The organism is Pseudoduganella sp. R-34, from assembly GCF_049904655.1.
Classification (GTDB): Bacteria; Pseudomonadota; Gammaproteobacteria; order Burkholderiales; family Burkholderiaceae_D; genus Rugamonas.
The window spans coordinates 1,987,902-2,003,128 of the sequence record NZ_CP184572.1; the positions used below are offsets into that span (position 1 = coordinate 1,987,902).

Genomic DNA, 15,227 nt, shown 5'->3' on the forward strand with positions numbered 1-15,227 from the left:
TGCTATGAAGAAGACGATGATCGCGTTGGCCTTGCTCACCGCAGGCCTGGCGCAAGCTGCCACCACCGTAAAGATCGACACCGCCAAACCCGGTCCGGTCATCAACAAGGACGTCTACGGCCAGTTCGCCGAACACCTTGGCACCGGCATCTACGGCGGAATGTGGGTCGGCCCGCAATCGAAGATCCCGAATACGCGCGGCTGGCGCAACGACGTGATCGGTGCGCTGAAGAAGCTGCACGTGCCGCTGGTGCGCTGGCCAGGCGGCTGCTTCGCCGATGAATACCACTGGCGCGAAGGCATTGGCCCGCGTAACAAGCGTCCGGTCAAGATCAACACCACCTGGGGCGGCGTGGACGAGAACAACGCGGTCGGCACTCATGAATTCTTCGACTTGGTCGAGCAGCTGGGCGCGGATGCCTACGTGAACGGCAACCTGGGCACCGGCTCGCCGCAGGAAATGGCGGAATGGCTGGAGTACATGACCTCCGATAACAAGTCGACCCTGCCGGAATTGCGCCGCAAGAATGGCCGCGACAAGCCGTTCAAGGTAGCCTACTTCGCCGTTGGTAACGAAGCCTGGGGCTGCGGCGGCAATATGAAGCCGGAGTACTACACCAACCTGTATCGCCAGAGCGTCACCTTCCTCAAGACCCCGGCCGGCGCGCGTCCGAAAATGGTCGCCAGCGGCGGCAACGACAACGACACCAGCTGGACCGAAGAACTGAGCAAGTCCGCCAAGAATATGACGGACGGCATCAGCTTCCACTACTACACCATCCCGACCGGCAAGTGGGAAGTGAAGGGCGCGGCCACCGGTTTCCCGGACAATGAATGGTTCTCGACCCTGCATGCCACCTTGCGCATGGAAGACCACATCCGCAACAACGTGAAGGTGCTGGACAAGAACGATCCGGAGAAGAAGCTGGGCTTCTATGTCGACGAATGGGGTACCTGGTATGACGTGGAGAAGGGCACCAACGCCGGCTTCCTGTACCAGCAGAACACCCTGCGTGATGCAGTGGTGGCCGCGCTGAACTTCAACATCTTCCACGACCATGCCGACCGCGTGCGCATGACCAATATCGCGCAGATGGTCAACGTGCTGCAGGCCATGGTACTGACCGACAACGAGAAAATGCTGCTGACGCCGACTTACCACGCGTACGAAATGTACGTGCCGTTCCAGGGCGCGACCACCCTGCCGCTGTCGCTGGAAGGCAACCGCAAGTACAGCTCCGGCGACAAGAGCATCCCGCAGGTCAGCGCTTCCGCCGCACGCGGCAAGGATGGCAAGATCTACGTGGCGCTGGTGAACACCAATCCCGGCGAGGCTGAAGAAGTGAACATCGATGGCGTGGGTGCAGGCAAGGCCAGCGCTCGCGTGCTGACCGCCAACGCCATGGATGCGCACAACACCTTCGCCAAGCCGGACGCCGTGAAGCCGGCGCCGATCGCCGTGCAGTCCAGCGGCGGCAAGCTGACCGTGAAGATGCCGGCCAAGTCGGTCGTCGTTGTGGCCGTCGGAGACTAAGATGGAAAACATCTCCGTGCAACGCCGGGCGTTTCTGCGCTCGGCGGCGGCCGGTGTCGCCCTGGCGGGCCTGGGCGGCTGCGGTGGCGGCGGCGGTGGCTCGTCCACCGCCGTGGCCCCGGCGTCGGCGCCACCCGCGGCGTCGCCAGTGCCGCCAACTACGCCATCGGTGACGACGGTCGCCTTCGCCAACGTATCGGTGCATGACCCTTCGGTGATCAAGTCGGGCGACGCCTATTACGTATTCGGTTCCCACCTGGCGGCGGCAAAAACCACCGACTGGATGAACTGGACGAAGATTGCCGATGGCGTCAACGCCGGCAATCCGCTGTTCAACAACGTTACCGTGGCGCTGACGGAAGCGCTGACCTGGGCTCAGTCCGACACGCTGTGGGCGCCGGACGTGGCCAAACTGGATGACGGCAAGTTCTACATGTACTACTGCGCCTGCAAGGGCGACTCTCCGCGCTCCGCACTCGGCGTGGCGGTGGCGGACAAGGTGGACGGTCCTTACGTCAACAAGCAACTGCTGCTGAAGTCCGGCATGTGGGGCGAGGTCAGTCCCGACGGCACCATCTACGACGCCACGAAGCATCCCAACGTGGTGGACCCCAACGTCTTCCGCGACAGCAGCGGCAAGCTGTGGATGGTGTACGGCTCCTACTCCGGCGGCATCTTCATCATGGAGATGGACCCGGCGACCGGGCTGCAGAAGCCCGGCCAGGGCTACGGCAAGCACCTGATGGGCGGCAATCACGCGCGCATCGAGGGCGCGTACATCCTGTACAGCCCGGACAGCAAGTACTACTACCTGTTCGTATCGTTTGGCGGGCTGGATGCAAATGGCGGCTACAACATCCGCGTTGCCCGTTCGCTGAACCCGGATGGCCCGTATGTGGATGCAGCGGGCACCGACATGGCGACCGTCAAGGCCAACCCGGCGTTGCCGCTGTTTGACGACGCCAGCATCGCACCGCACGGGCAGAAGCTGATGGGCAGCCACCAGTTTGCGCTGGCGGCGGGCGAGAGCGGCACGGCGCTCGGCTACGTATCGCCGGGCCACAACTCGGCGTACTACGATGCGGCGGCCGGCAAGTACTTCCTGGTGTTCCATACCCGCTTCCCGGGTCAGGGCGAGGTGCATGAGGTACGCGTGCACGAAATGTTCATCAACGCCGACGGCTGGCCGGTGGTGGCGCCATTCCGCTATGTTCCGCTGTCGAAGAATGCCACCACGCTGTCGGCAGACGTTACTGCGGCCGATGCGGCAGGCACGTACAAGGTGATCAACCATGGCAAGGACATTTCGGCAACCATCAAGCCATCGCAGGTCGTGACCCTGGCCGCCGGCGGCGCCGTCAGCGGCGCGCTGGCAGGCACCTGGACGCACCAGGGCGCAAACAAGGTCGACATCGTGCTGGCCGACGGTACAGTCTACAATGGGATCTTGTCGCGGCAGTGGAATATCAACGCCGGCGCCTTTGAGGTGACCTTTACGGTGCAGTCGAAGGCAGGCGTATCGCTGTGGGGCGCGAGAACGGGAACTTGAGATGACGATGAAATGGATGTTTGGCGCGGCCCTCGTGCTGGCGCAGGCGGCGATGGCTGCGCAGGTGAGCGTGCATGATCCGGTGATGGCGAAGCAGGGCGATACCTATTACCTGTACTCGACCGGGCCTGGAATTACCTTCTACAGCTCGAAGGACATGCTGAACTGGCAGCCGGAAGGCCGCATCTTCGCGAGCCATCCACCAGCCGCCGCCAAGGCAGCGCCGGGCTTCGACGACCACGTCTGGGCGCCGGACATCCAGCATCACAATGGCAAATACCTGCTGTACTACTCCGTTTCGGCATTCGGCAAGAACACCTCCGCCATCGGCGTGACGGTGAACAAGACGCTCGACCCGCGCTCCCCAGACTACAAGTGGGAGGACCAGGGCATCGTCGTGCAATCGGTGCCGGGGCGCGACATCTGGAACGCGATCGATTCCAATGTCATCGAAGACGACAAGGGGACAGGCTGGATGGCCTTCGGCTCGTTCTGGGGCGGCATCAAGCTGGTCAAGCTGAATGAAGCCTGGACGCGCCCGGCCGAACCGCAGGTCTGGAGCACCATCGCCGCCCGCGAGCGTCCGGCTTTCGTGAAGGATGACAGCGGCGGCCCGGCGGAGATCGAGGCGCCCTTCATCTTCCGCAAGAACGGCTGGTACTACCTGTTCGTCTCCTGGGGACTGTGCTGCCAGAAAGAGAAGAGCACTTACCACGTTGTCGTCGGCCGTTCGCGCACGGTCACCGGCCCTTATCTCGACAAGGATGGCAAGGACATGCTGCTTGGCGGCGGATCGCTGGTCGTGCAGGGTAACGCGGACTGGAAGGCCCTCGGCCATAACAGCGCCTACACTTTCGACGGCATGGATGTGATGGTGCTTCACGCCTACGAAACGAAAGACAAATACCTGCAAAAGCTGAAGGTGATGGAAATGCGCTGGGATCGCGCAGGCTGGCCTGTGGTCGACACCGCAGACCTGGACCATTACCAGAGCGTCCAGAAATGATCGCGCCAAAGTTGGCCCGGGCATTGCAGCGCGGCTTTGCTGTGCTGCTCGCGGCTGGCGCAAGTGCAGCGGCATTGGTGCCGGGTGCTGCGAGCGCCGCCGAACTATTCCCCCTGCAGCACGTCCGCCTCCTGCCAAGCCCCTTCCTGCAGGCCCAGGAAACCAACCGGCGCTACCTGCTGGCGCTCGACGCAGACCGGCTGCTGGCGCCGTTCCGCCGCGAGGCCGGCCTGCCGCTGCCAAAACCATCCTACGGCAACTGGGAATCCAGCGGCCTCGATGGCCACATGGGCGGGCATTACCTCTCTGCGCTGTCCCTGATGTGGGCTGCCACCGGCGACGGCACCGTGCGCGAACGCCTCGACTACTTCGTGCAGGAGCTGAAGAAAGCACAAGCGCCGGACGGCTACCTGGGCGGCATTCCCGGCGGCCGCGCGGCCTGGAACGATATCGCCAACGGAAAGCTCCATGCCGACAACTTTTCGGTCAACGGCAAATGGGTGCCCTGGTATAACCTGCACAAGATCGCCGCCGGCCTGCGCGACGCCTGGCGTTATGCCGGCAACGAAGATGCGCGGCGGATGCTGGTCAGGTTTGCCGACTGGACGGTCGCGATGACCAGCTCCCTGAGCGACGAGCAGATGCAGTCGATGCTGCGCGCGGAGCATGGCGGCATGAACGAGGTGCTGGCGGACGTCTACCAGTTGACCGGCGACCAGCGCTATCTCGCTGCCGCCAGGCGCTTCTCGCACCAGGCCATCCTGCAGCCGCTGGCGGAGGGCCGCGATGAGCTGACCGGCCTGCATGCCAATACGCAGATCCCGAAAGTGATCGGCTTCGAACGCATTGCCGAACTGACCGGCGAGCAGCAATGGCACAACGCCGCCAGCTTCTTCTGGCGGACCGTGCACGACCACCGTACCGTCGCCATCGGCGGCAACAGCGTCAAGGAGCACTTCCACGACGATAAGGACTTTTCCTCGATGAGCAGCGAGGTGGAAGGGCCGGAAACCTGCAACACCTACAATATGCTCAAGCTCACCGAGCTGCTGTACCAGCGAGACCCGAGCGCGGCGTATGGCGACTATTACGAGCGTGCGCTGTACAACCATATCCTGTCCTCCCAGCGCCCGGAGAGCGGCGGCTTTGTGTACTTCACGCCGATGCGCCCCAACCACTACCGCGTCTATTCGGAAGTGGACAAAGGCATGTGGTGCTGCGTCGGCTCCGGCATCGAGAGCCACGCCAAGTACGGTGAATTCATCTACGCCCGCGACGGTGATGCCTTGCTGGTCAACCTGTTCATCCCCTCACGGCTCGAATGGCGCGAGAAAGGCGTCGTGCTGACACAGTCCAACAGTTTCCCGGACCAGGCCAGCACCCGGCTGTCCGTCGACAGCGGCGGCAAGTTCACCATGAAGATCCGCTATCCAGGATGGGTGGCGAGAGGGGCGCTGGCCGTGCGCGTCAACGGCAAGGCGGTGACGGTGCATGGCGCACCTGGCGGCTACGTGGAACTGGCCCGAGTGTGGCGAAAAGGCGACACTGTCGACGTGCGGCTACCGATGCGCACAACGCTTGAGCAGATGCCCGACAAGTCGAACTATTACGCCGTGCTGCATGGCCCGATCGTGCTGGCGGCGAAAACCTCGCCGTTCCCCGGCGAGCAATTGAATTTCATAGCCGACGACTCGCGCATGGGCCATATTGCGCAAGGCCAGGTCTGCCCGCAGGAGGCGGCGCCGGTATTCGTCAGCGACCGCAAGGATTTCCTCGACAAGTTCAAGCCGGTGCCGGGTCAGCCCCTGACTTTCACTGCGCCGAGGTTGGTGCAAGGGCAGGGGGCGAGTGCGCTGCGCTTCATTCCGTTCTTCCGCCTGCACGATTCGCGCTACATGATCTATTGGCAGGAAACCACGCCGGCCGGCCTGGCGGCGATGCGCACGAAAGCAGCGGCCGCCGAGGCTGAGCGGCTAGCGCTCGACGCACGGACTGTCGACCAGGTGGCGCCCGGCGAACAGCAACCGGAATCGGATCACTCCTTCAAAGGCGAAGGGGCGGACGCGGGCCTGAATGGCACGCGGCATTGGCGCCATGCCAGCGGGTGGTTCAGCTACGAGCTGAAAGACCTTGAAGGCACGGGCCGTGTGCTGCGCCTGACCTTTGCATCCGGCGACGCTGGCCGCAAGTTCGACGTGCTGCTGAACGGCCGGCTGCTGCAGCAGGTCATCATCGAGCGTAAGGGCGATGCATTCTATTCCCTTGACCTGCCGGTTCCGGCCGGCGCCGCGCGCGATGGAAAGCTGGAAGTGAAGTTTGCCGCCCATCCCGGCTCGATGGCTGGCGGCCTGTATGGCCTGCGCCTGCTGAGATAATAAAATTGATATGGATCCTGCGAAAAAATGAATTAGATCGGCATGACGGATTCTCCTAATATTGATCTACTATAATTTTGGAGACCGGCATGAAAGTCACCCGCAGGACTATCCTTGGCGGCGCGTTCGCCCTCGCCTTTGCTGCTTCGGGCAGCGTGTTCGCAGCCAAGCCTCTGGTAATGGGCTTTTCCCAGGTTGGCGCCGAAAGTGAATGGCGCACGGCCAATACAGCCTCCATCAAGGATGCCGCCAAACAGGCCGGCATCACCCTCAAGTTCGCCGACGCCCAGCAGAAGCAGGAAAACCAGGTCAAGGCGATCCGGTCCTTCATCGCCCAGCGCGTGGACGTGATCGCGTTCTCACCGGTCGTGGAAACCGGCTGGGAAACCGTTTTGCGTGAAGCCAAGGCTGCCAAGATCCCGGTCATCCTGACCGACCGCGCGGTAAAAGTGGCGGACAAGTCGCTGTACGTCACCCTGATCGGCTCCGACTTCGTGGAAGAAGGCCGCCGCGCCGGCAAATGGCTGGTGGACTATGCGGCCAAGCAGAGCAAGCCGGTGCTGAATGTGGTGGAGCTGCAGGGCACCGTGGGTTCGGCGCCGGCGCTGGACCGCAAGGCCGGCTTTGAAGAAGCCATCAAGGGCAACGCCAAGCTGAAGGTGATCCGCACCCAGACCGGCGAATTCACCCGCGCCAAGGGCAAGGAGGTGATGGAAGCCTTCCTGAAAGCCCACGGCAAGGACATCAACGTGCTGTACGCGCACAACGACGATATGGCGATCGGCGCCATCCAGGCCATTGAAGAAGCGGGCCTGAAACCGGGCAAGGACATCATCATCGTTTCCATCGACGGTGTGAAGGGCGCTTTCCAGGCCATGATCGCCGGTAAGCTGAACGTGTCGGTCGAATGCAGCCCGCTGCTTGGCCCGCAACTGATGAAGGCGGCGCAGGATGTGGTCGCCGGCAAGCCTGTGGCGCCGCGCATCGTGACCGAGGAACGCGTGTTCCCGGCGGAAGTGGCAGCAAAAGAACTCCCTAACCGGAAATACTGAGATGGCTACCGCAGCGGCGACGCCGGTGCTGGAGCTGTCCGGCATCCATAAGGCGTTCCCGGGCGTGAAGGCGCTGAGCGAGGCGGGGCTGCGGCTCTACCCTGGCGAAGTGCACACGCTGATGGGGCAGAACGGGGCGGGCAAGTCGACCCTGATCAAGGTGCTCACCGGCGTGCATGCACCGGACCAGGGCAGCATCACGCTTGAAGGCCGTGCGATCCATCCGCGCTCGACGCTGGAGGCGCAGGAGCTGGGCATTTCCACGGTGTACCAAGAGGTGAACCTGTGTCCGAACCTGTCGGTGGCCGAGAACATCTTCATCGGCCGTTATCCGCGCAAGTGGGGCACGGTGGACTGGAAGGGAATGCGGACGCGCGCGGCTACCTTGCTGCGTGAGCTGGAGATCGATATCGATGTGACGGCGCCTTTGTCGCGCTATCCCTTGGCGATCCAGCAGATGGTGGCGATCTCGCGTGCCTTGAACATTTCCTCGCGCGTGCTGGTGCTGGACGAGCCTACTTCCAGCCTCGACGAGGCGGAGGTGCAGTTGCTGTTCCGCGTGCTGCGCCGGCTGCGCGAGCAGGGCATGGCGATCCTGTTCGTGACCCACTTCCTGGACCAGACTTACGCGATTTCCGACCGCATCACCGTGATGCGCAATGGCGAACGCGAAGGAGAGTATGCCGCGGCCGACCTGTCGCGGCTGGCCCTGGTGAACAAGATGATCGGCAAACCGGCCGACGCCGCCGATCCGGCTGCCAGCGCCGGCCCGGTGGCGGAACGTGGTGACGTAGTGCAGCAACCTGCTGCGGCGCGCGTTGTCCTCGAGACGCGCGGCCTGGGCCGCAAAGGCGTGCTGCAGCCGATGGACATGCAGGTGCGCGAAGGCGAAGTGCTTGGCCTGGCAGGCTTGCTGGGCGCCGGGCGTACCGAGCTGGCGCGCCTGCTGTTCGGCGCCGACCGCGCCGACAAAGGCGATATCGCCATCGGCGACAAGGTCTACGGCACCTTCGCCAACCCGCGCCAGGCGATTGCCGCCGGCATTGGCTTCTGCTCGGAAGACCGCAAGCTGGAAGGCGCGATCCTGTCGCTCTCCGTGCGCGAAAACCTGGTGCTTGCGATGCAGGCCCGCCAGGGCATGCTGCGCGCCATCCCGATGCAACGCCAGCGCGAACTGGCGGAAGAATATGTCAAGGCGCTCGGCATCAAGACTGCCAGCATCGAAACGCCGATCGGCGCACTATCCGGCGGAAACCAGCAGAAGGTGCTGCTGGCGCGCTGGCTGGCCACCGATCCGCGCTTGATGATCCTGGACGAACCAACGCGCGGCATCGATGTGCGCGCCAAGCAGGAAATCATGGATTACGTAACAACGCTGTGCAAGCGCGGCATGTCGCTGCTGTTTATCTCGTCCGAGCTGCCGGAAGTACTGCGCTGCAGCGACCGCATGATTGTCATGCGCGACCGCGCAGCATGCGGCGAATACCAGCGCGGCGAGCTCGATGAAACCACCGTGCTGCATGCCATTGCAGGGGAGGCAGCATGACGCAGAATACCGCCCACCTGGCTGCTGCGCCGGCCTCGCGCGCAGCGAACGCCGGCCCGGGCATGGCTGCGCGCCTGTTGGCCCACCCGCTGGCACGTCCGCTCGGCGCATTGGCCGTGCTGCTGCTGATTAACCTGTTCGCCGTGCCCGGCTTCTTCCACCTGGAAGTGAAGGATGGCCACCTGTACGGCGCCATGGTTGACATCCTGAACCGCGCCGCGCCATTGATGCTGGCGGCTACCGGCATGACCATTGTGATCGCCATGCGCGGCATCGACATTTCGGTCGGCGCCGTGGTAGCGCTGGCCGCTGCCGTCGCCTGCACCGTGGCCGCCGCCGAGCAGCCGCTGTGGCTGGCCTTTGCCGCAGCACTGGGCGCCGCGCTGTTATGCGGCGTCTGGAACGGCCTGCTGGTAGCCAGCCTTGGCCTGCAGCCGATCGTCGCCACCCTGGTGCTGATGGTCGCCGGACGCGGCCTCGCGCAGCTGGTTACCGACGGCCAGATCATCACCGTCTACCGCGAAGATTTCTTCGTGCTGGGCAGCGGCTACCTGCTTGGCCTGCCGGTGGCGCTGTATCTTGCGCTGGCAGTGGTCGCAGCCGTCGCGCTGGCGATGCGCAAGACCGCGCTCGGCCTGTTCACGCAAGCGGTCGGCGTCAACCCGGTTGCGGCGCGGCTGGCCGGCATCCGCGCCGGGGCGCTGATTTTCGCCAGCTACGCCTTCTGCGCGGTATGCGCCGGACTGGCGGGGCTGATCATCAGCTCCAACATCAAGAGCGCCGACGCCAATAATGCCGGCTTGCTGCTGGAACTGGACGCCATCCTGGCCGTCACCCTGGGCGGCACCTCGCTGGCCGGCGGCAAGTTCAACCTGGTCGGCAGCGTGATCGGCGCCCTGATCATCCAGACCCTTACCTACACCGTGTATTCGCTCGGCGTGCCGCCGGAAGTCAACCTCGTCGTCAAGTCGCTGGTGGTGTTCGCGGTATGCCTGTCGCAAAGGAGCAAGGCATGACCCGCGCCCCGTACTTTACTTCCCTCGTTACTGTCGGCCTGTTGCTTGCATTGCTGGTGGCAGGGGGCATCGCCTATCCCGGCTTCCTGTCGCTGCAGGTGATGCTCAACCTCCTGATCGACAATGCCTTCCTGCTGGTGATCGCCGTCGGCATGAGCTTTGTCATTCTGTCCGGCGGCATCGACCTGTCGGTAGGCTCGGTGCTGGCGCTCAGTACCATGGTCGCCGCATGGCTGCTGCATGCGGCGCACTGGCCGCCCGCGGCCGTGATGGTTGCCGTGCTGCTGATGGGCGTCGTGTTCGGCGCCGGCATGGGCGCCCTGATCCACTTTTTCCGCCTGCAGCCTTTCATTGTCACCTTGGGCGGCATGTTCCTGGCACGCGGCCTGTGCTACCTGATCAGCGTGAATTCGATCCCGATCGAGGACCCGGCCTTCGTCGCCATCTCGCAGGCGCAGGTCGGGGTCTTTGACGGCTTTATCTCGCCGGGCGTGGTGATTGCGCTGGTCCTGTTGGCGGTGGCCATGGTGGTGGCGCATATGACGCCGTTCGGCCGCGCCGTGTATGCAGTCGGCGGCAACGAGCAATCGGCCCACATGATGGGACTCCCGGTGGGCGCCACCAAGGTCGCCGTGTACGCCATCAGTGGCGGCTGCGCGGCGCTGGCCGGCCTGCTATTCGCCTTCTACATGCTGTCGGGCTACGGCCTGCACGCGCAGGGCACCGAACTCGATGCGATCGCCGCCGTGGTGATCGGCGGCACGCTGCTGACTGGCGGCTACGGTTACGTGGCCGGCGCCCTGACCGGCGTGCTGGTGCTGGGCGCCATCCAGACCCTGATCGTGTTCGACGGCACGCTCAGCTCGTGGTGGACCAAGATCGTCATCGGCGTGCTGTTGTTCGCGTTCTGCGCGCTGCAACGCCTGCTGGCCTGGAAACAGAAAAACTAAAAGGAGACTTCATGTTCAAGAAATCGGCCGTCGCATCGGCATTGGCGACGATGTGTACCCTGGCGCAGGCAGCCAATCCGCTTGTATCGAATATCTTCACTGCCGACCCGGCGGCACTGGTCGACGGCAACCGCGTCTACCTCTACGTTGGCCGCGACGAAGCGGCGCCGGAAGGCAAGGACTACCTGATGCGCGAATGGCGCGTGCTGTCCTCCTGCGACATGAAGAACTGGACCGACATGGGGTCGCCGCTGAACGTGAAGACCTTCAAATGGGCCAAGGCCGACGCCTGGGCTGCCGACGTCACCAAGCGCAATGGCAAGTACTACTTTTACGCCCCGGTCGAACACGATGCGAGCAAGCCGGGCAAAGCGATCGGCGTGGCGGTGTCGGACAAGCCGACCGGCCCCTTCGTCGATGCGCGCGGCAGTGCCCTGATCACCAACGACATGACCAGGGAAACCGATATTCCCTGGGACGATATCGACCCGGCGGTCTTCATCGACAAGGACGGCCAGGCCTACCTGTACTGGGGCAATCGCGTGCTGAAATACGCCAAGCTGAAGCCGAATATGATCGAACTCGATGGCCCGATCCATACCGTCGGCATCGACAATTTCACCGAAGCGGCGTACCTGCACCGCCACGACAAGACCTACTACCTGACCTATTCGCGCAACTTCCCGGAGGAGACTGCCTACGCCACGGGGCCTAGCGCCACCGGCCCATGGACTTTCCGCGGCAAGATCATGGACATGAACAAGGTGGTGAAGACCATTCACCAGGCGGTGATCGATTTCAACGGCAAGTCCTACATCTTCTACCACAACGACAAGCTGCCGACAGGCGGCGAATACCGCCGTTCCGTGGCGGTGGAAGAACTGCACTACAACCCTGACGGCACCATTGCCTTCATCCCGCAAACGGCTGAAGGTCCGGCCGCCAACCCTGCGCCGGGCTGCAAATGAGGCGCGACTTATTGGTCGATAACGGCGGTGGTATCATGCCTCGCATGACTACCCCGAATCCGAACTGGTTCCTGAAGGCGAGGTTGAAAACTCGTCAACTGCTGCTGATGATCGCGCTGGATGAACACCGCAACATCCACCGCGCTGCGGAAGAACTGCACATGACGCAGCCCGCCGCTTCCAAGCAACTCAAGGACCTTGAGGACATGCTGGACGTGAAGCTGTTCGAGCGCCTGCCGCGCGGCATGGAGCCGACGCTGTACGGCGAAACCATGATCCGCCACGCCCGCATGGCCCTCACCAGCCTGGCCCTGGCGCATGACGATATCGTGACGCTGAAAGCCGGCTTGTCCGGCCAGGTGGAAGTCGGCGTCATCATGACGCCGGCGATGAACCTGCTGCCCAACGCCATCACCCGCGTGAAAAAGGAAGCGCCGCTGCTGCGTATCGGCGTGCAGGTGGAAGCCAGTAACGTGCTGATGGAACTGCTCCAGCGCGGCACGCTGGATTTCATGATCGGACGCATCCTGGAAAAGGAAAGCACGGCGGGCCTGGTGTACGAAGAGCTGACCGAGGAGCCGGCATGCGCCGTTGTGCGCACCGGCCATCCACTGCTGGAGCGCGAGAAGCTGCAATTGAAGGATATCGCCAACCGCCCGTGGATCCTGCCGCCGCAAGGCAGCATCCTGCGCCACCGCTGCGACATGATGTTCCGCCGCGCCGGCCTGGAACCGCCGGTCGACGTGGTCGACACCACTTCCCAGCTCCTGATTACCGCACTGCTGCAGAAGACCGATGCCATCCACGTGATGCCGGTGGAGGTGGCGCGTTATTACGCAGAGCTGAACGTACTGTCGATTCTGCCGCTGGAACTGCCGTTCCGCATGGACGCATTCGGCATCATCACCAAGGCCGACCACCTGATGTCGCCGGGCGCCAACCTGTTGTTGCAGGCTGTGCGCAGCGCGGCGAAAGAGTTGTACTGACTTAGCCGAAGGCGTTGGCCGGCAATCCCGGCACGTCGATGCGGGCGCTGAACAGGGCGCCCGCCAGCGGTTCCTGCGCCAACTGTTCCGCCGACAGGCCTTCCCGCGCCGTGGTGATGTACAGCGTGCGCAGGTCTTCGCCGCCGAATGCCAGCGACGCAGGATGCGATGTCGGCAGTTGCACTTCCGCCAGCAGTTCGCCTTCCGGGCTGAAACGGCAAACGCGTTTGCCGCCCCAGGTGGAAATCCAGATGCATCCTTCGCTATCCGCCTGCATGCCGTCCGGCGAACCGCCGTCGGTATAGCGGCGCCAGGTTTCGCGTGGTCCAAGGCTGCCATCGGCTGCCAGCGGGTAGCGGTAGGTCACGTCGAGGAAGCTGTCCGAGTGATACAGCGCGCTGCCATCAGGCGCGAAGGTCGGGCCGTTGCAGATGTGGTAGCCCTCGTCGGCCACGCGCAGGCTCTGGTCCGGATCAAGGCGGAACAGCTTGCCCACCTTTTGCCGGTAATCGGTATTGTGCATGGAGCCCAGCCACAAGCGGCCGCTCGGATCGATCTTGGCGTCGTTCAGGCGCTGGCCAGCGGCGCCATCGACTACGCGCACGACCGTCTCGACGCGCAGTTCCGGCTCCAGCCACAGTCGCACTACGCTGTCGCGCAGGCCGGCCATGAAGCCATCGCCGTCGCGGCGCGGCACCAGCCAGCAGATATAGTCAGGCAGCAGCCAGCTGCGGTGCTCGTGGACGCCGGCATCCCACGCATGCAGGATGCAACGCTTGAGATCCACAAACAGCAGGCGATCCTGCCCTGGCAAATAGAGTGGTCCTTCGCCCAGCTCAGCGGCAAGGGGCAGGACGCATTGGGCGGTATAGGATTTCATTCCTGCATTCTATGCGGCGAAGCGCAGGACGCGTGATTCATTTTTTCAGGCCAGCTATAACTAATTTGGCATGGGGTGACGATTGGAGAGAATCAGATGCGTTTTCGCGCACTACAATGAAATACCCAACCAAAGTGTTTAGCCCGCCACTGGCGGGCTCTTTTTTTGCGGCAGCGGAGCGGCAGCGCAAGCCAGCACGGTCAGCGTCAGCAGTCCAATCGCGGCCAGCACCAGCCAGGGCAATGCAGGCGTGTGCACGGCGCGGCTCCAGTCCAGCAGCCAGCCGCCTGCCGTGTAGCCGAACAGGCCTCCCAGCGCAAGCCCGAAACGGCTCAAGCCCATATAGCTTGCCCGCGCGGAGGGCAGCGCGTAGCGTGATACCAGCGACTCGCGCGCCGGTTCGGCCACCAGCGAACCGGTATAGAACACGGCGATACAAACGAACATCGGCAGCAACGCAGCTGCCACCGACATGGCCAGCACCGCGCCGCACATGATGCCGATGCCGGCCAGCAGACGCGCTTCCAGCGTCAGGTAGCGCTCGCCCAGGCGCGCCATCGGGTACAGCAGCATCAGCGCCAGCAGGGCATCCACCGCATACATCCAGGCCACGGTGCGCGGTGTGCCGGAAAGCTCGGTCAGGGTAACCGGCACCAGCATCATCAGCTGCACCGTCATGATGTAATAGCCGCTCAGCGTCAGCACCAGCATGATGAAAGGCTTGTCGCGCAAAGGAATGCGCATGGCTTTGACCGCCGAAGTGCCGGGAGTGGCGACGCGGTAGGCTGGCAGCAGCCAGGCGTTCGCCAGCGCCGCCAGCACGAAAGCCGCACAGCCGCCCAGGCCCACCCACCGGAAATCGACGCCGAGCAGCATGGTGCCGAGCAGGGCGCCAGTCACGGCGGCCACGCTTTCCTGCATCATGAGGACGGAGTAGAAGCGGGGCCGTTCGGCAGCACGGGTCAGTTTGACGACCAGGGCGCCGCGCGCCGGGTCGAACAGGGCACCGCCCAGGCCGGACAGCACGCAGGAGAGCACCAGCATGGCGGGATTGACGGCATAGGCCATCGTTGCGAATCCCAGCGCCCGCAGCAGCATGCCGCCGACAATCATCGGCTTGGCGCCGAAACGGTCGGACAGCGAACCGCCGAACAGCGCCATGCCTTGCTGCGCCATCTGGCGCACGCCGAGGGCGAGGCCGACCGAGGCCGCGGCCCAGCCAAGCTGGCCAACAAAGTGCAGTGCCACCACGGGAAATACAAGATAGAAGCCGGATACCACGAGCATGTGGTCTGTCATAAGGAAACGCTTGCCCAATTTCCTTGCCCGTGCCGCTGCCGCCATGCATGCCTCCGTGAGTGATGC

Annotated in this window: 12 protein-coding genes; 10 read left to right on the top strand and 2 right to left on the bottom strand. The window is 63.7% G+C overall.

Translation table 11 applies throughout. The features are described 5' to 3' along the window. Positions 1 to 4: 4 nt before the first annotated feature. The 10 genes from ACN9MW_RS09085 (at position 5) to ACN9MW_RS09130 (ending at position 12,982) form a co-directional block, all read left to right on the top strand. The gene (locus tag ACN9MW_RS09085) at positions 5 to 1,534 is read left to right on the top strand and encodes an alpha-N-arabinofuranosidase (RefSeq protein WP_426170043.1); all 1,530 of its coding nucleotides are present in this window, start codon (positions 5 to 7) and stop codon (positions 1,532 to 1,534) included. Between the two features lies 1 nt (position 1,535). Further along, positions 1,536 to 3,083: a glycoside hydrolase family 43 protein gene (locus ACN9MW_RS09090; protein ID WP_426170045.1), complete on the top strand. Its 1,548-nt coding sequence runs from the start codon at positions 1,536 to 1,538 to the stop codon at positions 3,081 to 3,083. A gap of 7 nt (positions 3,084 to 3,090) precedes the next feature. Next, on the top strand, positions 3,091 to 4,089 hold the full coding sequence (locus tag ACN9MW_RS09095; protein ID WP_426170048.1) for an arabinan endo-1,5-alpha-L-arabinosidase: 999 nt from the start codon (positions 3,091 to 3,093) through the stop codon (positions 4,087 to 4,089). Further along, positions 4,086 to 6,464: a beta-L-arabinofuranosidase domain-containing protein gene (locus ACN9MW_RS09100; RefSeq protein ID WP_426170050.1), complete on the top strand. Its 2,379-nt coding sequence runs from the start codon at positions 4,086 to 4,088 to the stop codon at positions 6,462 to 6,464. Before ACN9MW_RS09095 ends, ACN9MW_RS09100 begins: the two co-directional genes overlap by 4 nt. A gap of 89 nt (positions 6,465 to 6,553) precedes the next feature. Further along, positions 6,554 to 7,516, top strand: a complete 963-nt coding sequence (locus ACN9MW_RS09105) for an ABC transporter substrate-binding protein (protein ID WP_426170053.1) — start codon at positions 6,554 to 6,556, stop codon at positions 7,514 to 7,516. A 1-nt stretch (position 7,517) separates the two neighbouring features. Further along, complete coding sequence (locus ACN9MW_RS09110) at positions 7,518 to 9,062, top strand: sugar ABC transporter ATP-binding protein (RefSeq protein ID WP_426170056.1); 1,545 nt, start codon at positions 7,518 to 7,520, stop codon at positions 9,060 to 9,062. 62 nt (positions 9,063 to 9,124) lie between these two features. Next, positions 9,125 to 10,078: an ABC transporter permease gene (locus tag ACN9MW_RS09115; RefSeq protein ID WP_426172158.1), complete on the top strand. Its 954-nt coding sequence runs from the start codon at positions 9,125 to 9,127 to the stop codon at positions 10,076 to 10,078. Beyond that, on the top strand, positions 10,075 to 11,028 hold the full coding sequence (gene yjfF / locus ACN9MW_RS09120) for a galactofuranose ABC transporter, permease protein YjfF (protein ID WP_426170059.1): 954 nt from the start codon (positions 10,075 to 10,077) through the stop codon (positions 11,026 to 11,028). Before ACN9MW_RS09115 ends, yjfF begins: the two co-directional genes overlap by 4 nt. Positions 11,029 to 11,039: 11 nt before the next feature. Further along, entirely contained in the window at positions 11,040 to 11,996 is a 957-nt protein-coding gene (locus tag ACN9MW_RS09125; RefSeq protein WP_426170062.1) for a glycoside hydrolase family 43 protein, read from the top strand. A gap of 44 nt (positions 11,997 to 12,040) precedes the next feature. Further along, a complete protein-coding gene (locus ACN9MW_RS09130) occupies positions 12,041 to 12,982 on the top strand; it encodes a LysR family transcriptional regulator (RefSeq protein ID WP_426172160.1) in 942 nt (313 codons plus the stop codon). A 1-nt stretch (position 12,983) separates the two neighbouring features. On the opposite strand, the gene ACN9MW_RS09135 is transcribed toward ACN9MW_RS09130, so the two are convergent. Next, the gene (locus ACN9MW_RS09135) at positions 12,984 to 13,862 is read right to left on the bottom strand and encodes an SMP-30/gluconolactonase/LRE family protein (protein ID WP_426170065.1); all 879 of its coding nucleotides are present in this window, start codon (positions 13,860 to 13,862) and stop codon (positions 12,984 to 12,986) included. A 138-nt stretch (positions 13,863 to 14,000) separates the two neighbouring features. Further along, entirely contained in the window at positions 14,001 to 15,161 is a 1,161-nt protein-coding gene (locus ACN9MW_RS09140; RefSeq protein ID WP_426170067.1) for an MFS transporter, read from the bottom strand. Positions 15,162 to 15,227: the final 66 nt, after the last annotated feature.